This is a genomic window from Streptomyces sp. CGMCC 4.7035, assembly GCF_031583065.1.
GTDB lineage: Bacteria > Actinomycetota > Actinomycetes > Streptomycetales > Streptomycetaceae > Streptomyces > Streptomyces yaanensis.
The window spans coordinates 4,445,700-4,466,655 of sequence record NZ_CP134053.1; the positions used below are offsets into that span (position 1 = coordinate 4,445,700).

Sequence of the window (20,956 nt, forward strand, 5' to 3'; positions counted from 1 at the left end):
TGCGGTTCGTGGCGGTGCGTGGGCACCGGGCCGACCCCTACGGCTTCCCGGTCTGATCGTCGTGAGCCTGTTCCAGGGCCCCTCGGCGGCGGTGGTGGTGTAGAGGTACGTCCTGGCGAAGTCGATCTGGCCGAGCCAGTAGCAGGTCCTGCTGCTCGGGCGGTAGGCCGGCGACGACGCCCAGATGCCCCGACCGGCCGCGGGCACCGTTCAGGTCGTACTTGGCGCCGAAGTCGAGCACGGGCACCGAGTGACCGACGATCTCCCAGTGCACCAGGTCACCGGGTTCGTGGAGGCCGCCGCAGTCGCGAGGGCCGTACCGGGGGCGGGAGCGGCTGCGGCACGGGAGACGCCCGCCGGCGGGAGAACCGCGCCGGCGGCGGGCCGGTGGCGGCCGCCGACCCGCGACGGCAGGAGGCGTGCATTGATGCGGCCATGACATAGGCATCGTGTGGCATGCCCCTTGCGGCTCGTCGTTGCGGCTCGGTCGTTGCGGTGGGCGTGACCCGGAGGTGCTCTGCCGTGCGGGTGGAGCGGCTCTGGCGTGTTCGTTATGCCGAACAAGGATCGAAGTGCCGAGCAACCAGGATGATAGGGAACCGAGGAACGGCGTCAATACCTCTCGCATGATGCGCGAGCAACGCCGAAACATTCGCAGGTCCTACGAATGAAACGCCGCAGGCCAAGCCGATCGAATGGCCTGGCTGTGCGGATGGACAGCCCTTTGACTCCGGAGCGGGGCCGGTTTCGCGGGCGGTGTCGACATGGCCGGTCGCCTCTCTCCACGATGTCCCGGCACACATCCGGAAGCACGTCCGTCGTGAGTCCGTCCCGCCGGTGCGGCAGTCCCGCCGGTGCGGCACCAAGCCCCCCACCACCCGCAGTCCGGGCTCCACCTGCGTCTCCAGCACCACCGGCTCCTGCCCGGTCACACCCAACGGGCAAGGCCACCAGCCGTCCCCGCAGTGTGCGAGCCGCCCGGTGAACGCCGTGCGGCGAAGCCTGCCGATCCGGTATGCGTCCGCCCTCGGCGAAGCGCTGGACTCCTGGCTGGAGTTCCCCGCCGCACGCCTGCACTGCCGCTTCGCGGACGTGCTGCGCCCACTGGGGCTGCCGACCCGGGACGTGGTGCCGTGACCCGCGCCGTTGCGATCTCACCCGCACCACCACGCACTGCGGAGGTGACGTCGGTTTGGTGGTGATCCGAGCTTCGTCGAGGCGCTGGTCAGCTGTGCTCAGGGCGTTCGATGGACACCTTGGGCAGCTTTCGGGCCAGCGGTGCAGGCAGCCACCAGGCCCACTTGCCGAGCATCTGCATGACGGCGGGGACAATCAGGCATCGGATGACCACGGCATCGAGCGGCCTCGGCCGCGCCGTCGGTGGTGGCGAGCTTCGCCTGGACGGTCTTGCCGGCTTCCTGATCCCCCTTCACCAGGACGATGAGCGGACCGTTGAAGCCAGGGCCGAAGCCCTCGGCGAGCAGGTCGTACGCGTGCCGGGAGGTGGTCTCCTCGGGGTCGTTGCCGGAGTCGGCGAAACCCAGCCGCATGCCCAGTGCCGGTGCGGACAGCGCAACGAGCGCGACCACCCCGACCAGCAGGGTCGGGATCGGGCGTCGCTGCACGGCGCGTGCCATGGCGCGCCAGCGGATCCTCGCGTCGAGCCGATGCTGGCGAACTGCAGCCCGACGTGGTGCTCATGGACATCCGCATGCCCGGCATGGACGGACTGGAAGCCGCTCGTCGCATCGCCGCCGACCAGCAATTGGCGGCAGTGAAGGTGGTCATGCTGACGACTTTCGACCTGGACGAGTACGTGTACGGAGCCTTGCGGGCCGGCGCCACCGGCTTCCTCGTCAAGGACACCGAACCGGCAGAACTCCTGCACGCGGTGCGCGTCGCCGCGCGAGGCGACGCGCTCATCAGCCCCTCCATCACCCGCCGACTCATCGCCGAATTCGCCAACCGCCCGGACAACACCCGCAAGCCCGACCGTCGCCTTGATGCCCTGACCGGCCGCGAACGCGAAGTCATGCAGCTGATCGCGGCCGGGCGCACCAATGACGAGATCGCCGCACAGCTGGTGGTCTCCCCGCTGACCGCGAAGACCCATGTCAGCCGCATCATGGCCAAACTCGGGGCCCGGGATAGATCCCAAGTCGTGGTCATGGCCTATGAGTACCGCATGGTCAGCCCCGGTTGGCTCACGGACTGAACTCCCGGCTACGCGGGCAACTGACACCATGCCAGCCGCGTGGGCGAGCGGGGGCAGAAGGTCCCGTCCTTCTTGAAGAGCGTGGCATCTGTCGCAGGCCCGCCACTCGTCTCGCACGGCCCTGCCGGCGGGTTCGCATACGAGTGTGGGAGCGCAGGGTCCTCCCCCTGCCCGGCTTTCACTCCGTGTCGAAGTCCGTGCTCCGGGAGACCTCCTCCCACTCGGTGAGCTCGGCCCGCACGGAGTCCAGGTGTGCGGTCAGGAACTCGACCGCGTCTCCGCCGAGGGCAAGGCGGAGCGGGGTCTTCTCGGCGTCCAGAGCCAGCCGGATCGCCGCCGCGGCCTTCGCCGGATCGCCGGGCTGGCTTCCGTCGCTGCCCTGCACCAACTGCCGGGTCGCGCCGACCTTCTCCCTGTACGCCGGGTTCTCCTCGGAGAAGTACGCCGCGCCCTTGCCGAAGAGGTTGGTACGGAACGCGCCGGGCTCCACGATCAGCACCTTGATGCCGAACGGCGCCACCTCGTCGGCCAAGCCCTCCGACAGTTGCTCCAGCGCCGCCTTGGTCGCGCTGTACGCGGAGAACCCGGCGAAGGACAGTTGCCCGCCGAAGCTGCTGATGTTCACGACCGATCCACTGCCCCGCTCCCTCATCTGCGGCAGCAGTGCCCGGGTCAGACGCGCAGGGCCGAACACGTGCAGCTCGAACAGGTCACGCAGCTCCCGGTCGGTGGTCTCCTCGAATGCCCCTACCTGGGTGCGGCCGGCGTTGTTCACCAGCACGTTCACCCTGCCGTAGCGGGCCAGGATGTCGGCGGCAACCACATCGATCCGCTCGCCGTCGGTGACGTCCAGGCTGATCGCCTCGACGCGGTCGGGGTACTCGGCGACCAGGTCGTCCAGCGCCTCGGCTCGCCGGGCGGTGCCGATCACCGTGTCACCAGCGGCGATCGCGGCCTCCGCGATGGCCCGCCCGAAACCGCTGCTCGCGCCGGTGACCAGCCAGACCTTGGCGTTTTCGCTCATCTTCATCTCCCTCGTCAACTGCCGTTCGGGACCTTCCCGTCGACGGGTCCGATCCTTCGCCAAGAACCAGGGGGGCGTCCAAGACCCGTTGTGATAGCCATGAGTTATGGATGTCCATGGGCGTGATCTGCGCTACTTCATTTCGGTCGCTGAGGAATTGAGCTTCACCCGCGCCGCCGAGCGGCTGTTCGTCTCCCAGCCCGCGCTGAGCAAGCAGATACAGGTGCTGGAGAAGCAGCTCGGCGTGGTCCTGTTCGAACGGGACCGGCGGACAGTGCGGTTGACGGCGGTGGGGACAGCCCTGTTACCGCACGCCCGCGCGGTGCTGGCCGCCTGGCAGGCCACGGAGGCGGCGGTGCAGGAGGCGAAGACCGCCGAGCGGTGCACTCTGGTGATCGGCATGTCGACCAGCCCGGGCCGCGGGCTGCTGCCCGCCCTGCGGACCCGCCTTGTCTCCCGGCATCCGGACGTGCAGTCCGTCCTGCGCCAGGTCAACTGGGCGGATCCCAGCGCCGGATTGGCGGATGGGTCCAGCGACGTCGCTTTCGTCTGGCTGCCGTTGCCGGACGAGGACCGTTACCAGTATGCGGTGGTAGCCCGCGAGCCTCGGCTGGTCGCGCTCCCGGACGGACACCCCTTGGCGGCGCGGGCCGCGTCCGACCCCGAGGGAAAGGTGGACTTCTCCGATCTGCTGGAGGAGCCCTTCCTCGCCCTTCCCCCGGAGGCCGGCCCGCTGCGGGACTACTGGCTTGCCCTGGACGCCCGGGACGGTCGACAACCGCGGATCGGCGGGGTGGTGGCCAGCGCCGAGGAGACCCACGAGGCGGTCGCCAGCGGCCAGGGGGTGGCGCTGCTGGCCACCGGTAACGCCCCGCTGGTCGTCCGGAACGAGGTGATCGCCGTGCCGGTCCGGGGTATTTCCCCGGCTCAACTGGCGGTGGCCGCCTGCCAGGACGACAAACGGACGCTCGTTCTTGCCTACCTTGCCGCTGCGCGGGAGGTTGGGGCCACAACCTGTTGATTTGGCGCCTGGAGCGTGGTTGATCTCACCGAAGGCGTTGGACTGCGTGGCCAGACCGACACCGTTGCGCTCCATCGTCTGGACGAACCCCGTCCACCACCTCGTGATCGACGTATTCATCCGCCGACTGCCCAGGATCGAGAAGACGTGGTTGGAAGGCGAAGGGGTTGGGCCCTTCCAGGCCGAGGGACGCGGCGCCCTCGACGTTGACCAGCGCTGTGACGCGCTCAGGGTGGCGGGCGGCGATGGCGAGGTGGGCGAAGGAGGATCCCTCGGACAGGTGTCTGTGGCGGATGACGTGATACACATACAGATTCGCACCAGCCGTGGCGTCATCACCAAGCACGACCTCCCCAACTCGAGGTACGTAAAGGCCCTGTTGCGGAAGCGCATTGGCTGGACTCAGTGAGGCCGGAACTCGCCATCGTCGGCTTAGGCCATCGTCCCGCCGACGCGCGCTGCACTGGCGGCAGTACGAAGCCGAGGCAGTAGCGCCCTGATCGCGGCTCATGCCAAGGGAGGTGTCTGCGGCGGAGTCTTGCCATTCCGCAGAGAACCCTTCGCCCCAAGGGGCCGCTCCCATGAACGCCGGTCCGGCCGGCCCGAGGGCGACCGGATACAGTGCGCAAGACGGCAGCCCGGTCAGGGAGGGGAAGCGTGACCGACACCAGCAACACCCGGCCCGCCGAGGGTGAAGCGCAAGCGCCGCGGCAGAGCAGACTGCACCGCTTGATGCGCTACATCCCCCTGATCGCCCCCTTCCTGCTGTGGGCCGTGCCCTGCTGGGTGCTCCTGTACACCGGCCAGCACTGGCCGCTGCCCGTCACGCTGGTCGGCACCGCCCTGTTCGCCCTCGGCCTCGTCGGTATGCCGCTCGCAATGGTGCGCGGCCACGGCCGGCGCCAGCAGGACCGGGCGGCGATCATCGGTGACACCCTGCTGGGCACGAGCTGGGTTCTGTTCACCTGGTCCGTTCTGCTCGGCGTCTTCTTGCGGCTCGCCCTGACCGTGGCCGGCGTCGGCGAGAGTCAGGACCGGGCCCGAAGCGTCACTTGGGCCGTTCTCGGCGTAACCGCTGTACTGCTCGCCTGGGGGTACGCCGAGGCCCGCCGCGTGCCACGCGTGCGCCGACTCGACGTGCAACTCCCGCGACTGGGTGCGGGGTTGGACGGCATCCGCGTCGTCCTCATCACCGACACCCACTACGGCCCACTCGATCGCGCCCGCTGGTCGGCACGGGTGTGCGAGACGGTGAACACCCTGGAAGCCGACCTGGTCTGCCACACCGGCGACATCGCGGACGGCACGGCCGAACGCCGCCGCGCCCAGGCCACCCCACTCGGAACCGTGCGGGCCAGCCGAGCCCGCGTATACGTCACCGGCAACCACGAGTACTACAGCGAGGCCCAGGGCTGGGTCGACCTGATGGACGAGCTGGGCTGGGAGCCGCTGCGCAACCGCCACCTGCTGCTCGAACGCGGAGGCGACACCCTCGTGGTCGCCGGCGTGGATGACGTCACCGCCGAGTCCTCCGGCCTGGCAGGTCACCGCGCCCACCTCGCCGGAGCCCTGAACGGCGCCGACCCCGACCTGCCCGTCCTGCTCCTGGCACACCAGCCCAAGTTCATCGACCGGGCAGCAGCCGCCGGCATCGACCTCCAACTCTCCGGCCACACCCACGGCGGCCAGATCTGGCCCTTCCACCACCTCGTCCGCATCGACCAGCCCGCCCTCGCCGGCCTCAGCCACCACGGCCCCCGCACCCTCCTCTACACCAGCCGTGGCACCGGCTTCTGGGGCCCGCCGTTCCGCATCTTCGCCCCCAGCGAGATCACCCTGCTGGTGCTCCGCTCCCCGCACCTGCCCACCTCGCCGTAGCACTCGACGGGCCGACACATCCGCTTGGAGCAATCCACGAGCCGAGGGATGCGGCGTCGAGTCGTTGCGGCTGGGCCGCTGCTGCTGCGACAGGGCCGCGTCTGGCGGGGCGGATCGGGTTGGACCTACATCCACCACGAGTGGCTGCGCAAGCAGCGATTCACCGATGCGGACACGCAGTTCGCCTTCGACAAGGGATGGAAGAGGTCCTGGCACTGAAGACCATGCGCGACCGCTTCGACCAGCGCATCACCCACGCAGCCGCCCTCCCCGAGTTGTCTGCATATTGAAGGCGGATCCAATGTGGCGCTGAGACATTCAGGTCGCATCTGTACCTCGTTCGCGTTGAATGCCGACGCCTGGAAGGCCAAGCGGCCGCGCCGGGAACAGCCGGCCCGGCCGGCACGGTTGCATCGACCGAGGGACCGGCACCGTACGGGCGGGGAACACGGAGACCACAAGGTCGTCCGCCCCACCAGGATCCGGTCCCCAAGATCGCGGTACGCCCGCCGCACACTCGGACCAAGACGTATTTCTGCAGGAGGACTGTTTCATGACTGACCGACCCTTGACGCTCATGGCCGTACACGCCCACCCCGACGACGAGGCCACCGGAACCGGAGGGGTCCTCGCGCGGTACGCGGCGGAAGGCATCCGCACGGTTCTCGTGACGTGTACCGACGGCGGTTGCGGTGACGGACCGGGGGGTGTCAAGCCGGGCGATCCGGGGCACGATCCGGCGGCCGTCGCCTTGATGCGCCGTCAAGAGCTCAAGGCGAGCTGTGACGTCCTGAAGGTCAGCGATCTGGAGATGCTGGACTATGCCGACTCCGGGATGATGGGCTGGCCGAGCAACGACGCCCCCGGATCCTTCTGGCAGACCCCCGTGGAGGAAGGCGCGGCCCGACTCGCGGAACTCATGCGGCACTACCGACCTGATGTGGTCGTCACCTACGACGAGAACGGCTTCTACGGCCACCCCGATCACATCCAGGCCCACCGCATCACGATGGCGGCGCTGGAGATGACCGCGCTGACACCGAAGGTGTACTGGACGACGATGCCCCGCTCGGGGATGCAGCGGTTCGGGGAGATCATGCGCGAGTTTCATCCGGACATGCCGGAGCCGGATCCTGTAGAGGCCGCCGCGATGGCCGAGATCGGCCTCCCCGACGATGAGATCACCACGTGGGTGGACACCACCGCGTTCAGCGGTCAGAAGTTCGACGCGTTGGCCGCGCACGCCAGTCAGGGCGAGAACATCTTCTTCCTCAAGATGGGCAAGGAGAGGTTCGGCGAGTTTATGGGCATGGAGACCTTCGTACGTGTCCAGGACGCCACCGGCGCGGCCGTACCCGAGAACGATCTCTTCGCCGGACTGCGCTGATCCGCCCGTCCGGAGCGGAGCTCGGGAAAGCTCATCGGCCGCACGACGCGATCGAGCGGCTCACACACCCGGAGACTTATCCACTCGAGTTCCGCTCCGGCAGCCCGCGTCCAGGCCCTCGCCGGCGGCGTCGACGCGTGCCCGCACTTCCGACCCGACACCGCGCTCGTCCCCAAGCCCCCTGGCAACCGCTCAGGTGGGAGACCTGCGGGCTGCTGACTCGGAAGGTACCCGACAGCCCAGGTCACAGGCCCCGGCGGTCTGCTCCGATCAAGACAGACCGCCGACGAAGCGACACGAAGCTGAGGCTCCGATGTCCGACACGCCGTGAGGCAACGGAAGAAGCAGCAGGTCACGAGGGCAGTCTCCGACACCAACCGCGAGAGCCTACAACGGTGAAGTCAGTCGCCCTTTCATCCAATCGAGGTGTTTGACACCGACCCTAGGCGTCCACGCCCTCGCGCCGCCCCGACCGCCCGGTACCGCCGATGACAGGTACCGCCGCGATCGGGGCGGTTGTGCATCTGCCGGCCACCGCCATCGAGGAGGGCCGGGACTTGTCCCCGATGAGCGGCATCCTGGCCGACACCGCGTACCGTCTGCTGCCCGCCAGACGGCCCGGCATCGCTTCAGGTGTCGGTCCAAGAACCGGCACCCGTCCGGCCGCGATGCGCGGCTCGACCACCGCCAGCCGAATGCCGAGGGCGTACCGGGAAGAGTTCCAGATCCACCACACGCTACGACTTCGATGTCCACGCGCACGCCTGACAGCGCCGATGACGGTTAGTCGGTCGGGATGGGAACTGCGGGCAGATCTGCCCCCGCAGGTCCTGACGACCGAGCTGGGCCGCCTGCTCCGGACCGACCAGGCGGCGCCCGGCAATCCCCCAGAAGAGGTATCGGAACCCACATGAGTGATCGAACACAGCGTCACAGCACGCCACCCTCGGCCACGCACGGAGAGGCCCGCATATTCGAAATCAGGTTCTAGATTTCGCCCTCGCACACCCGTGACGGCGACAGGAAACCCGCCGTTACCCGATCACCTGTCCGCATCCCGCCCCGAGGAGCATCCATGCATCCCGTACGCCGCCCTGCGCTCGTTCATCCTGCGTTCGAAAATACCGCTGCCTCCTCGGATACCTCCGCCGGCGCTGCCCACGGCTGCGCCGCTTTTCTCGCCGACGGGTCACGACCGGATACGAGGTACCTGGCATGACGGACTCCGCACGCCTCCCTGCACCCCTCGCCTCCTGGGTGGAAAAGGTCCTGGGCCTCCTCCAAGCCGTGCACGACGCCTCGCACCTGCGGGAGACCCAGGTGTGGAAGGTGACCGGACGCGCCGGTGACCACTACGTGAAGGTGGCGCTCAAGCCGGTCCTGCACACCCGCGAGACCCGCACCTACCGCGAAGCCGTCCCGCGCCTCGGCCACGACAACGCCCCCGCTCTGAAGGACAGCTCGGCTGACCTGCTCGCCCTGATCCTCACTGCAGTGGACAGCGAACCTCTGAAGGGCGAGGAGTCACCCGCGCGCCGCCGCGTCGCCCACCGGAAAGCCGGCCTGCTCCTGCGCCGCTTCCGCGACGCATTGCCCAGCCATCGGTCGCAAGACGAGGCCTCGTTCGTCATCGAAGGCGAGCAGTCCGGGCTGGACAAGCACATCGTGGAGGCCAGTGACCACCTGTCCACCGCCGAAGCCGACATGCTGCGCCGCCTCGTGAGCACGCAGCCCAGTCCTGGCCCTTTTCCTGCCGAGTGGCGCCACGGGGACTTCTGGGAGCGCAACCTTCTGTGGAACGGCCGACGCTGCGCTCTGATCGACTTCGAGCCCAGCGAACCGGGCCCGCTCGTCACCGACTTCGTCAAGCTCGCCACCTCCATCTGGCCAGACCGCCCTGAGCTGCGGACCGCCCTGTTCGAGGGATACGGCCGGTCTCTGTCCGATACCGAGGAACACGCGCTCGCGGCGTTCGTCGCAGCCGATGCGGCCGGCGCCCTCGCGTACGGCCCCCGGCACAGCGACGTGTTTGTGACCGCGCGCGGCCGACGCACCATCAAGCGCCTGATGCAGGAGGGACGGCGTTGAGCGAAGCTCCTCACCTGCTGATCGCCGACGTGGCCCAGATCCTGCTCCGGGCGAACGGGGCCGCCCTGTGCGTGCGCCGCAAGCCCGCCGCGAACATCGCACCGGGACAGCTCACCGTCGTGGGAGGCCATCTGAAGGCCGGCGAACCGCTGGACCGCGCGGCGCGGCGCGAAGCGGAGGAAGAGACCGGCGTCCACATCAACGCCGACCAGCAGGAGTTCTGCGGCCTCGTCCACCACCACGAGCCCTCGGGCAGGGACCGGATCACCGCCGTGTTCGTGACCCAGTCCTGGGCCGGCGAACCACACAACGCCGAGCCGGACAAGCACGAAGGGCTGTTCTGGGTGCCGATGGAAAAGCCCCCGCCAGACTGCCACCCTTACACCGTCGCCATCTTCCACATGCTCACCGACGGCCCGTCGTACCGGGCACTGAACTGGCCCAGCCTGGGAGGCGCCCGGTGAAGAGGTTCTTCGGACCGGTGAAGATGGCCGAACCCCGGGTCTCCGACGCCGAACAGGAGCTGTTCGGCGGCCCGCTGCGCTACGACATGGGCTGGTCCCACCACGAACACGCCGGCCTGGACTTGACGATGATGTCCGCGCTGCGCTCCATGCCGGCACTCGTCGGCGCCACGTTACGCATGGCGTGGAGCGCCGACCGGCGCGCGCTGCTCGCCGTGGCGGTCAGCGAAATCGGTCAAGGCATCGCCGCGGCCGTCGGTCTGCTCGCCATCAACGCCGTCATGCACGCCCTGCTCGCCGGGACCGGCAGCGCCGCCCAGAGGCTGCACGCTCTGCTGCCCGGCCTGCTGGCCGCCGCCGCCATCGGTGTGGTCAACTCCGCCCTCTCCGCGTGGTCGACCTCTCGCGCCGGGCGCCTGGAGCCGATGGTCGAGCGGATCGCCACCACCCAGTACCTGGCCGCCGCCGTCGGCGTCGAGTTGGAAGCCATCGACGACCCCGACTTCCGGCGGCTCGTTGACGTTGCCCAGTACGGTCCGGCCTCCGCCCGCCGCATGATCGGTGCCTGCGTCGCCGCGCTGAACGGTCTCATCTCCCTGATCACCACCGCCGGCGTCCTCGCCGTCCTCCACCCCGTCCTGCTGCCCCTGCTGATCCTCATCGCCGCCCCGCGCGGCTGGGGCGCCATGCGCGTGGCCCAGGAACGGTACGTCTCGGTGATGAGCTGGATCGAGCACGTGCGGGCCAGCCGTCTCATCGGCAACCTGCTCACCGAGCGCAGCGCCGCCCAGGAGGTCCGCCTCCACGCCGTCGGCACCTTCCTCCTCAGCCGCTACCAGCGCATGGCCGAGAGCGCCGAGGCCGAACAGGAACGCCTCGCCTCCAGCAAGGCCCTGACCGAATGGGTCGCCTCCGCACTGTCCGGGTTGGCCATGGCCGCGACATACGGGGCCATGTTCTGGCTGATCATGACCGGGCACATGAGCCTCGCCATCGCCGGCACCGCCGTGATCGCAGTTCGGACCGGGTCGGCGAGCCTGGGCGCGCTCGTGATGAACATCAACCAACTGCACGAGGAGTCCCTGTACGTCCGCGACCATGGACGCTTCCTGGCTCAGGCGGCTCAGCGCATCATCCCTGAGGGCGGCGATCCGGTCCCCGAGCAGATCAAGGAGATCGTCCTCGACCGCGTCACCTACCGCTACCCCGACCGTGACACGGCTGCCCTGGACCAGGTGTCCCTCACCCTGCCTATGGGCTCGGTCACCGCCGTGGTCGGCGAGAACGGATCCGGCAAGAGCACGCTGATGAAGCTGCTCTCGGGCCTGCTGCTGCCCCAGGACGGCGCCCTACGGTGGGGCGACGCGGACATCACCGTCCTCGACCGCTCCCAGGTCTTCGAGCGCGTCTCCCTGCTCACACAGGATTTCCAGCGCTGGCCCGTGACCGCAGCGATGAACATCCGCCTCGGCCGCCCCGCCCACGCCGCCACATCGCAGGACCTGCAGCCCTCGGTCGACTACGCCGGAGCCGGCCCCGTCATCGCCAAACTCCCCGACGGCCTGCGGAGCCTGTTGGCCCGCATGTTCCGCGGCGCCATCGAACTCTCCGGCGGCGAATGGCAGAAAGTGGGTCTGGCTCGCACCCACTGGCGTAGCTCAACATCGCAGGCGGACAGCGTCCTCATCGTCGACGAACCCACCTCCGCCCTCGACCCTGAAGCCGAGATCGAAGCCTTCGACCGCATCCGCCGCCTCGCCGCCCCGAACCGGGCCGTCGTCCTGGTCACCCACCGCATGTCCGGCGTCCGCCACGCCGACCGCATCTACGTCCTCAACCACGGACGCCTCACCGAACACGGCACCCACGACGAACTCATGACCGCCCAGGGCCGCTACGCCGCCATGTTCGACGCGCAGGCCGCCCAGTACGCGCCCAACGCCGGCATCCCGAAACCCGCCGCACCCACCGTCGCGGATCCCGCATGACCCGATCGACTGGAAGGCCCGCCGTGACGACACCTCCCATCACCGAACTCGACGAGGCGGGCGCCCTGCGCCACCAGCTGGCCGACCAGCTCGCCGACGCCGGCCACATCCGCACCCCCGCGGTCGACAACGCCCTGCGCACCGTGCCACGGCACGTCTTCGCCCCCGAGGTACCGGCCGAGAAGGCGTACGCCAACGACATCATCGCCATCCGCCATACCGAGGACGGCCGCATCACCAGCTCCATCTCCGCACCATGGCTGCAGGCCGACATGCTCGAAGGAGCCCGCATCCAGCCCGGCCACCGCGTCCTGGAGATCGGCTCCGGTGGCTACAACGCCGCCCTCATCGCCGAACTCGTCGGCCCCACCGGCAGCGTCACCACCCTCGACATCGACCCGGCCGTCACCGACCGCGCCACCCGCTTCCTGGCCCAGACCGGGTACGCCCGCGTTCGCGTGGTCACCGCCGACGCCGAGCACCTGCCCGCCGACATCGTCCCGGAGGGCGGCTTCGACGCCATCATCGTCACCGTCGACACCTGGGACCTGCCCTGGATCAGCGCCGTCGCCGACGGCGGACGCCTCATCGCGCCCCTGCGCCTGCACCAGTACACCTGGGCTGTCGGCTTCACCAAGCGCGACGGTGCCCTCCACAGCGACGAGCCGCTCATCGTCTGCGGCTTCGTGGCCATGCAGGGCGCCGGGGCGTGGAACGCGAACCGCCGCACCGTCCCGGGCACCGGCGTCCACCTCTGCTGGGAGGACGGCATCCCGCTGCCCGTCGACCAGCTCGGCCCCGCTCTCACCCGCGAGCCGTTCGTGGCTCATACCCACGTGACCGTCGGCGGTCAGGAACCCTTCGACGCCCTCACCCTCTACCTGGCCGGCGCCCTACCCGGCTTCTGCCGCCTTTCAATCGACCCCGACGGAGACACCGGGGTCCTGAACCCGCCGCCCCGACACTGGCCCGGCGCCGCCATCGTGCGCGGCACCTCCCTCGCGCGGCTGACCACCGAGCGCATCGCCGACGGCGACGACGGCAACGGGGTGTACGAGCTGGTCGTCCATGGCTACGGTCCTCACGGCCGCCTGGCCGCCCAGGAGATGGCCGATCAGGTCCAGCACTGGCAGCGCAACCACCGCGCCGCGCTCTGCCCACGGATCAGCATCGATCCTCTGTGCCACCCGCGCTGTGCCTTCGCGCCCTCGACCTGGCAGCTTCCCGCCGGCCACCGAGAGGACATGGAGGCCGCCGTCTCCTGCATGGTCCGGGAGGCCGAGGAAGAGACCGGACTCGCCCTCGCCGAGGACGACTTGTCGCTCGTCCACGTCATCGACCTGCTCGACCAGGGCAGCACGATCCCACGCATCGGGTTCTTCTTCGCTCCATCCCGGTGGGAGGGCGAGCCCACCGTCCGCGAACCGGAGCGCTGCACCGAATGGCGCTGGTTTCTCCAGGGTTCGTTAGGTGTAGTGCCTTATGGCGTCTCTTGTGGGTGAACTGCCGCCGGAAACCGCATCTCTGGGGCTGATGCAGTCGTTGCGGCATGTTGCCTACGAGCGAGCGGAGGACCACGAGTGAAGGCATTCCCGGTGAAGTTGCCGTCCGGCGACCGGTACTGGACGGTGTTGGACGACCAGATGGCGGTCGTTCCGGAAGCGGATGCGTTCCTGCGGCACGCCAGGTTCGGACAGGCCCAGGCCGAGCTGACCACGAAGACGTACGCCAGTGCCGTGGCCCTGTACCTCCGATGGTGTGCGCGTACAGGACGGGCATGGACGACTGCGGCGGCGGACCTGTCCCTGTTCATGACGTGGCTGCGCTACGCCTCTGCGGAGCTGACGGGTGTTGCGTCGCCGGCCGTCGGCTCCGCGATGGTGATGACCGGTCCGGGCATGAAGCGTCAGCGTGGCGAAGCGAGGATCGAGAACATCCTGGTCGGCGTGCGGACCTTCCTTCGACACGCTGTGAACACCGGCAGCGCGCCTTCCACTGTGCTAGCTCAACTCTATGAACTGGCAGACGATCGCGATCTTCCCTTGGAAGCCAAGGGCGAGCGTGAGCGGATGGCCTATCGCCTGCGAGCCCAGCACCGGGTGAGTGTCCCTCGTGCACGCCGGGACCGTGCGGCCGATGAGGAGGTCCTTGCTCTGCTGAAGGCTTGTCGGCTGTCCCGTGACCGGTTCATCGTGTTGCTGCTCGCTCGTGCCGGCCTACGCCGCGGTGAGGCGGCAGGGCTGCGCCGCGAGGACATGCACTTCATGCCGGATTCCTCGCCGCTCGGGTGCAAGGTGAGCGGTTCCCACGTTCACGTTGTTCGCCGGGCCAATGCCAATGGGGCCTGGGCGAAGTCGGTACGCGAGCGGTGGGTTCCCGCAGACTGGCTGGTCGTGCAGGCATACGACCAGTACGTACTGGAGCGACTGTCGTTTCCGCACGGGGAGCACAGTGATTTCGTCCTGGTCAACCTCCTGCGTGGCCAACTCGGCGCCCCGATGTCCCCGGACGCTGTGACTGAGCTGATCGAGCGGTTGGGCCAACGCGGTGGGGTCGACCGCGCGGTGACCGCCCACATGCTCCGGCACGGGTTTGCCAGCAATGTGGGCGACAGCGGCGGCACCGTGGACGAGATCGCGAGGCTGCTGGGCCACTCCCAACTCTCCAGCAACGAACCGTACTTGCATCCGGCGCAGAGCCGGATCCGTGAGGCCGTCGAGCGCGTCCCCTCACCGGTCGGCGACTGGGGAGGCCCGCGATGACCAGTGGCCTCGTGTCCCTTGTCGCACCGGCGCCGGCCTCCGGGCCGACTGAGGGCCATGCGGAGTGGTTCTGGAGCTTGATCAGGCCTGAATTTCTGGCGGAGATCGGCTTCGACCGGGACCTGAAGATCCTCAGACCTCCGGCCGAGCACCCGCTGCTGGGCTGGTCATCGTGCAAGGTCGTGGACTGCAACGTGGTGGTCTTGTCGCGTGGGATGTTCTGCTCGTCCTGCAACCGTCGCCGACGCGAGGCGGCCATCAGCGACGCCGACTTCGCGATGTTGCCTCGACCGGACTCTCGGCGTCGCCGCTTCGTGCAGAACTGCTTGGTGCCCCAGTGCGAGCGGCCGTGGATCGACGCGCCACGCTCGCTGTGTTCGTCGCACTACTACCAGCAGAGCATGGTGCTCAAGTGCTCCCTTGAGGAGTTCCTCACCCGCGCTGATCTGACCCCGCTGCCAAGTCTCGGGCCATGCTCGGTTGCCGCCTGTACCCGCCAGGCGGGCGTCTTGAAATCGATGGTGTGTCACGCGCACAACTGCCGCTTGGTGGACGACCGCCGTGCGAACCCTGATCTGGATATCGACCTGTGGAAGGCCACCCAGACGCCCATCCCCGAGGGCGCCGAGGTCAGCTTTCGCGGACTGCCCGAGCTGGTGGTGGCCCAACTGATCTATGGCATCCAGCAGCGATGCGCTGACGGCGCCCTCACCACGCACCACCGGTTGCGCAACCTCACTTCGTGGCTCCGCCGCCAACAGGTCTCTTCCCTGGAGCACATCGACCCGCTTCAGGCCGTGACCAACGGCATCGACCGACTCACCCGCGGCCCGCTGACCACGATTACGACCTCGGTCAGACGGGCGCGGCTGACGCCCGAGACCGAGTATCCAAAGGACTGCTGGGATCTGACGGTCTTCGGTCACACCGGAACTATCGACTTCAGCGGCATCTCGCAGCCATGGCTCAAGGAGACCGTCAAACGCTGGGCCCGGCACACCGCGCCGCAGGTCCGGGGAGATAAGGCTGGAGCCAACCTCCGCAAGCAGGTGAATGACCTCGGAATGCTGTCCCAAAGCCTGCGGGCCCGCACCGATCGCGGTGACGAGCCCCAGGAGCTTGGCCGTGAGGACATCGAGAACTTCCTCAACCGGATGTCCCACCTTCAGGCCACCGGTCAGATCAGCGCCTACCAGCGTCGCGGCGTCATCTACACGACCGGCCACATCATCAAGCGCATGCGCAGTCTGGGGCTGACCCGGGCGGGCGAACCGATGCACGGGCTGCCCGACCACTTCTCCATGCTCCGGGGCGACCTGCCTACCAAACCCGAGCCCGACGAAGCCGGGCAGGACCTGCCCGCAGAGGTCATGCGGCAGCTCTGCGCCGAACTCCACCGCATCGAGGAACGTTCCGAGCCGGAGTCAAGGATCGGCATCGAGTTACTCATCGACACCGGTCGGCGACCCGACGAGATTTGCGAGCTTCCCTTCGATTGCCTTGGCCAGGACGGCGAAGGCAAGCCCGTGCTGATCTACAACAACAGCAAGAAAAACCGCCCTCGACGTGAACTGCCTCTGCACGAGTCCACTGCCGAACTCATCCGCACCCAGCAACGCACCGTTCGCGCTCGGTTCCCCAACACTCCTGCGCGAGAGCTGAAGCTGCTGCCTTCGCCCGTCCGAAATCCTCGCGGCACCAAAGCGATCACCGAGAGCGCACTGAGCGGTAACACCCGGATCTGGGTCAACGCGCTCCCCGACATCACGCTGGACGACGGCACCGTGTTCGACAAGGCGAAGATTTTTCCCTACGCCTTCCGACACACCTACGCACAAAGGCACGCCGACGCCGGAGTTCCGGTCGACGTCCTGTCCAAACTTCTTGATCACGACACACTGGAAGCCACCCGGGGCTACTACCGCGTCAAGGAGAAACGACTGCGCCAGGCAGTCGACAAGGTCACCCGGCTTCAGTTCGATCGCCATGGCAACCGCACTTGGCAGCAGGCCAGAGCCCTCCTCGATGCCGAACGCAACCGGCGCTCCGTCGGCGAGGTGGCAGTGGCCTTCGGACGCTGCTCCGAACCAACCAACGTCTCCGCCGGCGGCGGACAGTGCCCTCTCCGATTCCGCTGCCTGGGCTGTGATCATTTCAGCACGGACGTCTCCTACCTGCCCGAAATCCGCAGCTACCTGGATGACTTGCTGCGGACCCGTGAACGCCTGAGCGCCATGACCAGCGCGGACGAGTGGGCCAAGCGCGAAGCAATGCCCTCGGACGAGGAGATCGATCGGGTTCGACGCCTCATCCGCCGAGTCACCGAGGACCTGGGCTCGCTGACCGAACAGGAGCGAGGCGAGATCGAAGAAGCCGTCGCCACGGTCCGCAAGACACGGCAGGGCTTCCTCGGAATGCCCAAGATCCGGCAGCCCCTGCCCGATGTCCGTCCGGAGCGTCCGGCATGACACCCCAACCGAGCACGAGCGAGCGCCTCGCCCAAGGTCGTCGGAACGACTCCGAGCGGCGTCGCCAACGCGTCCTCAAAGTCCTCGATCAACTCTCCCGCAACGGTGGCACCGTGTCTGTCTCCGCCGTCGCGCGAAGCGCTGGAGTCGACAGGACGTTCCTCTACCGGCACCCTGACCTGCTCGCCCATGTTCACGCGCTGGCCACCGAGCCACCTTCAGATGCAGGCAGGGGCCCGACGGTCAGTAGGGCGTCCCTGCAAGCAGATCTCTTGGCCGCCAATGCGCGAGGCGCCCGCCTGACCGAACAGGTCCGGCAACTCGAACAGCGGCTATCCGAAGCCCTGGGCCAGCAGATCTGGCAACGCACCGGCATCGGTCCGCCCGCGGATACCGACAGGCTGCAGGCCCGCATCACCGAACTGGAACAACAGAACCTCGACCTACGCCTGCGACTCGAGGAAAAGGACGAGGAACTGTCCGCCGCACGGGCCGCGAACCGTGAGCTGACCAAGACCATCAACCAGGGCCGCTCTTGAATGATCTTGATCAGGGGGTCCGGGAGCGGGGAGAGTCCCTTGCCTGAGAAGTGCTCATTTCACGTGGCGCGGCGATCGTCGATTTCCACGGAGAGGTGTGGCCATGGCTCAGTGAGCCGTGCCAGGTCGTCGGCGGTGCTGCTGCTTGCCATCAATGACCTGTCGGCCATGAAGTGGACGGTGGTTCCGGTCGTGTGGTCGTCGGCGATCGGTTGCAGCTCCGTGGTGGGCACGCCGTGTTCGTACCGCTGGGTCCAGGATCCGTTGCGGCGGCGGTTGGTGTGGACGAGCCACGTGCTGAGTGCGGCGACGACGGACATGCCCCGACGAGGGTGCGTGTCGGGCAGGGATGGTGCATCGGGGTGATCGAAGAATCGGAGGTCCTTCGTCGCCATGACCGGCTTCTTCACGATGCGCCCGTGCTCGTCGAGGCGCGTGTCGGTGCCCCGTCCGTTGTCTGCGATGGCCACGGAGCCGTCGGGGTAAAGCGTGATGCGGCAGTGCCCGCCGTTGCCGCATTCGGCCTCGTCGGCCGCATAGGCGACGACTTCGAAGATCAGGTGCAGGATGCCTCTGGGGGCGAAGGCAGCTGGGTTCTGGCGGATGTGCTCAAGATGGTCGAGGTCGACGGTGCTCGCCCAGTCGTGCGTGGTGTTGCGCCAGGCCGCCCTTGGGGTGCTCATCCAGGAAGTATGCAGGGCGCCCCCGGAAGCCGCGAAACCACCGATCAGCCCTGGCCATCCCTCGAAAGGTCCCCCGAAAACTGCAAGGTCCCGCGGATCGACTCGCTCGGACGGGAGCTCGTGACCCGAACCTGAGACAACTCAAGAACAGTGCTCAATCAGGCACCTGGGAGAATCTGATGACCAGCCGCTACCGCAGCATCGTCGATGCCTACGTGCTTCTACGCAGAGCCGACGGACGCATCTTGCTCATGGAACGCGCCAACACCGGCTACGCGGACAGCCAGCTCTGCCCACCCAGTGGACACCTCGAAGCCGGAGAATCCGTGATTGCTGGCGCGATCCGCGAGGCCGCTGAGGAAGTCGGCGTCGAGCTCAGCGAAGCCGCTCTCGACTTCGTGCACGTCGTCCACCACCGCAACGGCAACGAAGAAGCACGCATCGGCTTTTTCTTCCTCGCAGACAACTGGCGGGGCCAGCCGATCAACCGTGAGCCACACAAGTGCGCACAGCTTCTGTGGGCCGACCCGACGGATCCACCCGCGAACACCGTGCCTTACACGGCCGCCGCTCTAGCGCAGATCACCAAGCAGCAGCCGTTCTCCCTCGACGGTTGGGGACTCCGATCCCTTCCACCACACCTGTTGCAGAAGAAGATCCACACATGGACCGACTTGAACTGGGGAAACAGCTCTCATCGGCGAGCGAACAGGCAGATCAACCCCAGAGAAGCTGGTGGCCCCTCGACGCACTGCCCGAGCCGATCGTGGACTACACCCGCGCTGCCCTGGAGGCCATCTCCCACGGCACCCTCTACACCTCGATGGGCTGGACCTGAAGCCGCTGCCCGCAGAGCCGGTGGGGCGTCACGTGTCGTCGGCCGGCCCGCTGCTTTCCCTCAGACCGCCGCTTCCAGGAAAGGACGTGACCCCGCACATGTTCACCTCGCAAGAGGAATGGGACCGCGGCTACGCCGACGGCTGTCGCTATCGCCAACTCGGCGACAGCGAGCGCACACTGCTGGCCACTCATGTGCCGGCACCGGACGCAGGCAGGGCCCTCGACGTCGGGTGCGGGGTCGGTGAGCTCGCGGCTCATCTGGCCGGACTCGGCTACGCCGTGGACGCCGTCGACTGGTCCGAGACCGCTCTCGCCGAAGCCCGCACCCGACACCGGGAGGCCGCTCGATGGCTTCGCCTCGACGTCGAAGGCGACGACTGGTCACCCCTGCACGCCGGCGGGTACGACTTGATCACCCTGCGATTCGTGGCTCCGTTCCTCAACGCCCGCGATCGCACCCTGCACATGCTGGGCCGGCGCCTGCGTCCCGGAGGAACCCTCGTGGTCATCACACCGCTCGCGGCCGACACCCCGGCCGAGCGGCGCGGTATCGCACTCGACGAGGACGAACTCGAAGCGCTGCGGAACCGCTGGGCCATCGCCGAGCGCCACGACACCGAAGGGCTGGCCTTCCTGGTTTTGCGCAGTCCGCGCCGGAACGAGGCCACGGCGCAGGACAGTCCCCTCGGCGTCGGTAAGCAGGCCACGCCATCCAGTACCCGGAACGGCGAGGCGACCGCGACCGCCTCCCTGCGGGAACATCACTTCCACCTGTTGGGGCGCTACTACGGCCAGGTGGAATCGGGCCGAAAAACGGTCGAGGTACGCGTCGCCACCCCGGACAAGGCGGCCGTCGATGCCGGGGACGCGATCGTCTTCCACGACCGCGACAGCGGCCGGGAACTCGATATCGTCGTGAAGCGGGTCACCCCGTACGCCTCGTTCGAGGAGCTGCTCTCCGGGGAGGACTCGTCACGGATCGATCCTGACGCTGCGCGCGAGGAGCTGCTCGTCAAGCTCCGCAGCATCTACCCGCCGGACAAGGAAGCACTCGGCCCGCTGGCCTTCGAGTTCGACCACCGTCCCGGGCGCCCGGGCCACTCCCTGCCCATGACGCCCTCGCAGTACGCGCAGACCGTGCCCCACCACACGGTGTACGGCTGCCTGTACGTACGCGACGAGCACGACCGGCCCATACAGCTGCGCTCGGTCTACGGATCCCGGCTCTGGCAATTCCCGGGCGGCAATCTCGACACACAGGGGGAAGACCCCTTCCAGACCTCCCTCCGCGAAGCCTTCGAGGAGACCGGGCTCGAAATCGACCCGGGCACACCGAAGTTGCTGCTGACCCACTTCCTGCACGCAGGACCCCGGCTGCCGCTGAACAAGGTCGGATTCATCTTCGACGGAGGGCGTCTCACCACCGACCAGCTCCGCCGGATTCGCCTCGATGCCGCGGAACACGACCTGTGGGCCGTCCACGACCTCGACGGGTGGCGACAGTTGATGGCACCCCTGGCCTTCACCCGCCTCGACGCCGTCGAACGCGCGCGGCTCGGCGAAGGCCCCGCCTACCTCATCACGCACACCTGAACCACG

18 protein-coding genes and 3 pseudogenes are annotated in these 20,956 nt (G+C 68.1%); 17 read left to right on the plus strand and 4 right to left on the minus strand.

Annotation, left to right across the window (positions count from 1 at the left end):
• Positions 1-54 precede the first annotated feature (54 nt).
• Positions 55-280 (minus strand): annotated as a pseudogene (locus Q2K21_RS35810) (xylosidase); the annotation flags it as partial.
• 710 nt (positions 281-990) lie between these two features.
• Between Q2K21_RS35810 and Q2K21_RS19060 the strand changes: the two are divergent.
• Complete coding sequence (locus Q2K21_RS19060) at positions 991-1,137, plus strand: hypothetical protein (protein ID WP_310772481.1); 147 nt, start codon at positions 991-993, stop codon at positions 1,135-1,137.
• Between the two features lie 221 nt (positions 1,138-1,358).
• Here Q2K21_RS19060 and Q2K21_RS19065 read toward each other — a convergent pair.
• Positions 1,359-1,649, minus strand: a pseudogene (locus Q2K21_RS19065) (MMPL family transporter); the annotation flags it as partial.
• Between Q2K21_RS19065 and Q2K21_RS19070 the strand changes: the two are divergent.
• Positions 1,631-2,215 (plus strand): response regulator transcription factor, encoded by a 585-nt coding sequence (locus Q2K21_RS19070; protein ID WP_310772483.1) that lies wholly within the window; start codon positions 1,631-1,633, stop codon positions 2,213-2,215. The pseudogene Q2K21_RS19065 and the gene Q2K21_RS19070 overlap by 19 nt on opposite strands.
• A 178-nt stretch (positions 2,216-2,393) precedes the next feature.
• Here the strand turns inward: Q2K21_RS19070 and Q2K21_RS19075 are convergent, their stop codons facing one another.
• A complete protein-coding gene (locus tag Q2K21_RS19075; protein ID WP_310772485.1) occupies positions 2,394-3,239 on the minus strand; it encodes an oxidoreductase in 846 nt (281 codons plus the stop codon).
• A 106-nt stretch (positions 3,240-3,345) separates the two neighbouring features.
• On the opposite strand from Q2K21_RS19075, the gene Q2K21_RS19080 reads away from it, so the two are divergent.
• From Q2K21_RS19080 to Q2K21_RS19135, 12 genes are all read left to right on the plus strand, one after another.
• Positions 3,346-4,260, plus strand: coding sequence for a LysR family transcriptional regulator (locus Q2K21_RS19080; RefSeq protein ID WP_310772487.1), 915 nt, complete (start codon positions 3,346-3,348; stop codon positions 4,258-4,260).
• A 19-nt stretch (positions 4,261-4,279) separates the two neighbouring features.
• The gene (locus Q2K21_RS19085; RefSeq protein ID WP_310772489.1) at positions 4,280-4,669 is read left to right on the plus strand and encodes a hypothetical protein; all 390 of its coding nucleotides are present in this window, start codon (positions 4,280-4,282) and stop codon (positions 4,667-4,669) included.
• 248 nt (positions 4,670-4,917) lie between these two features.
• On the plus strand, positions 4,918-6,138 hold the full coding sequence (locus Q2K21_RS19090; RefSeq protein ID WP_310772491.1) for a metallophosphoesterase: 1,221 nt from the start codon (positions 4,918-4,920) through the stop codon (positions 6,136-6,138).
• Positions 6,139-6,186: 48 nt separating this feature from the next.
• Positions 6,187-6,357 (plus strand): hypothetical protein, encoded by a 171-nt coding sequence (locus tag Q2K21_RS19095; protein WP_310772493.1) that lies wholly within the window; start codon positions 6,187-6,189, stop codon positions 6,355-6,357.
• A gap of 334 nt (positions 6,358-6,691) precedes the next feature.
• A complete protein-coding gene (locus Q2K21_RS19100; RefSeq protein WP_310772495.1) occupies positions 6,692-7,525 on the plus strand; it encodes a PIG-L family deacetylase in 834 nt (277 codons plus the stop codon).
• 1,215 nt (positions 7,526-8,740) lie between these two features.
• Positions 8,741-9,613 carry an aminoglycoside phosphotransferase family protein gene (locus Q2K21_RS19105; protein WP_310772497.1) on the plus strand — a complete coding sequence of 291 codons (873 nt, stop codon included), beginning with the start codon at positions 8,741-8,743 and terminating at the stop codon, positions 9,611-9,613.
• Positions 9,610-10,077: an NUDIX domain-containing protein gene (locus tag Q2K21_RS19110; protein ID WP_310772500.1), complete on the plus strand. Its 468-nt coding sequence runs from the start codon at positions 9,610-9,612 to the stop codon at positions 10,075-10,077. The genes Q2K21_RS19105 and Q2K21_RS19110 overlap by 4 nt, the downstream gene beginning before the upstream one ends.
• Positions 10,074-12,065, plus strand: coding sequence for an ABC transporter ATP-binding protein (locus tag Q2K21_RS19115; RefSeq protein ID WP_310772502.1), 1,992 nt, complete (start codon positions 10,074-10,076; stop codon positions 12,063-12,065). Before Q2K21_RS19110 ends, Q2K21_RS19115 begins: the two co-directional genes overlap by 4 nt.
• A 23-nt stretch (positions 12,066-12,088) precedes the next feature.
• Entirely contained in the window at positions 12,089-13,567 is a 1,479-nt protein-coding gene (gene fxlM, locus Q2K21_RS19120; protein WP_310772504.1) for a methyltransferase, FxLD system, read from the plus strand.
• 78 nt (positions 13,568-13,645) lie between these two features.
• Positions 13,646-14,827 carry a tyrosine-type recombinase/integrase gene (locus Q2K21_RS19125; RefSeq protein WP_310772506.1) on the plus strand — a complete coding sequence of 394 codons (1,182 nt, stop codon included), beginning with the start codon at positions 13,646-13,648 and terminating at the stop codon, positions 14,825-14,827.
• Positions 14,824-17,295: a tyrosine-type recombinase/integrase gene (locus Q2K21_RS19130; RefSeq protein WP_310772508.1), complete on the plus strand. Its 2,472-nt coding sequence runs from the start codon at positions 14,824-14,826 to the stop codon at positions 17,293-17,295. The genes Q2K21_RS19125 and Q2K21_RS19130 overlap by 4 nt, the downstream gene beginning before the upstream one ends.
• Positions 17,292-17,834 carry a DUF6262 family protein gene (locus Q2K21_RS19135; protein ID WP_310772510.1) on the plus strand — a complete coding sequence of 181 codons (543 nt, stop codon included), beginning with the start codon at positions 17,292-17,294 and terminating at the stop codon, positions 17,832-17,834. Before Q2K21_RS19130 ends, Q2K21_RS19135 begins: the two co-directional genes overlap by 4 nt.
• A gap of 59 nt (positions 17,835-17,893) precedes the next feature.
• Here Q2K21_RS19135 and Q2K21_RS19140 read toward each other — a convergent pair whose 3' ends face one another.
• Positions 17,894-18,517: a DNA topoisomerase subunit B gene (locus Q2K21_RS19140; protein ID WP_310772512.1), complete on the minus strand. Its 624-nt coding sequence runs from the start codon at positions 18,515-18,517 to the stop codon at positions 17,894-17,896.
• Positions 18,518-18,768: 251 nt separating this feature from the next.
• On the opposite strand from Q2K21_RS19140, the pseudogene Q2K21_RS19145 reads away from it, so the two are divergent.
• The 3 genes and pseudogenes from Q2K21_RS19145 to Q2K21_RS19155 form a co-directional block, all read left to right on the plus strand.
• A pseudogene (locus tag Q2K21_RS19145) lies at positions 18,769-19,002 on the plus strand (NUDIX domain-containing protein); the annotation flags it as partial.
• A gap of 179 nt (positions 19,003-19,181) precedes the next feature.
• Positions 19,182-19,355 carry an NUDIX hydrolase gene (locus tag Q2K21_RS19150; RefSeq protein ID WP_310781414.1) on the plus strand — a complete coding sequence of 58 codons (174 nt, stop codon included), beginning with the start codon at positions 19,182-19,184 and terminating at the stop codon, positions 19,353-19,355.
• A gap of 98 nt (positions 19,356-19,453) precedes the next feature.
• Positions 19,454-20,950, plus strand: coding sequence for a methyltransferase domain-containing protein (locus Q2K21_RS19155; protein ID WP_310772514.1), 1,497 nt, complete (start codon positions 19,454-19,456; stop codon positions 20,948-20,950).
• Positions 20,951-20,956 lie beyond the last annotated feature (6 nt).

Excerpts from the sequence above, each read along its gene's own strand:
- Q2K21_RS19135 (WP_310772510.1), top strand. The coding sequence starts at position 17,292 with ATGACACCCCAACCGAGCACGAGCGAGCGCCTCGCCCAAGGTCGTCGG.
- Q2K21_RS19140 (WP_310772512.1), bottom strand. The coding sequence starts at position 18,517 with ATGAGCACCCCAAGGGCGGCCTGGCGCAACACCACGCACGACTGGGCG.
- Q2K21_RS19130 (WP_310772508.1), top strand. The coding sequence starts at position 14,824 with ATGACCAGTGGCCTCGTGTCCCTTGTCGCACCGGCGCCGGCCTCCGGG.
- Q2K21_RS19075 (WP_310772485.1), bottom strand. The coding sequence starts at position 3,239 with ATGAGCGAAAACGCCAAGGTCTGGCTGGTCACCGGCGCGAGCAGCGGT.
- Q2K21_RS19095 (WP_310772493.1), top strand. The coding sequence starts at position 6,187 with ATGCGGCGTCGAGTCGTTGCGGCTGGGCCGCTGCTGCTGCGACAGGGC.
- Q2K21_RS19080 (WP_310772487.1), top strand. The coding sequence starts at position 3,346 with ATGGATGTCCATGGGCGTGATCTGCGCTACTTCATTTCGGTCGCTGAG.
- Q2K21_RS19105 (WP_310772497.1), top strand. The coding sequence starts at position 8,741 with ATGACGGACTCCGCACGCCTCCCTGCACCCCTCGCCTCCTGGGTGGAA.
- Q2K21_RS19155 (WP_310772514.1), top strand. The coding sequence starts at position 19,454 with ATGTTCACCTCGCAAGAGGAATGGGACCGCGGCTACGCCGACGGCTGT.
- Q2K21_RS19100 (WP_310772495.1), top strand. The coding sequence starts at position 6,692 with ATGACTGACCGACCCTTGACGCTCATGGCCGTACACGCCCACCCCGAC.
- Q2K21_RS19150 (WP_310781414.1), top strand. The coding sequence starts at position 19,182 with ATGGACCGACTTGAACTGGGGAAACAGCTCTCATCGGCGAGCGAACAG.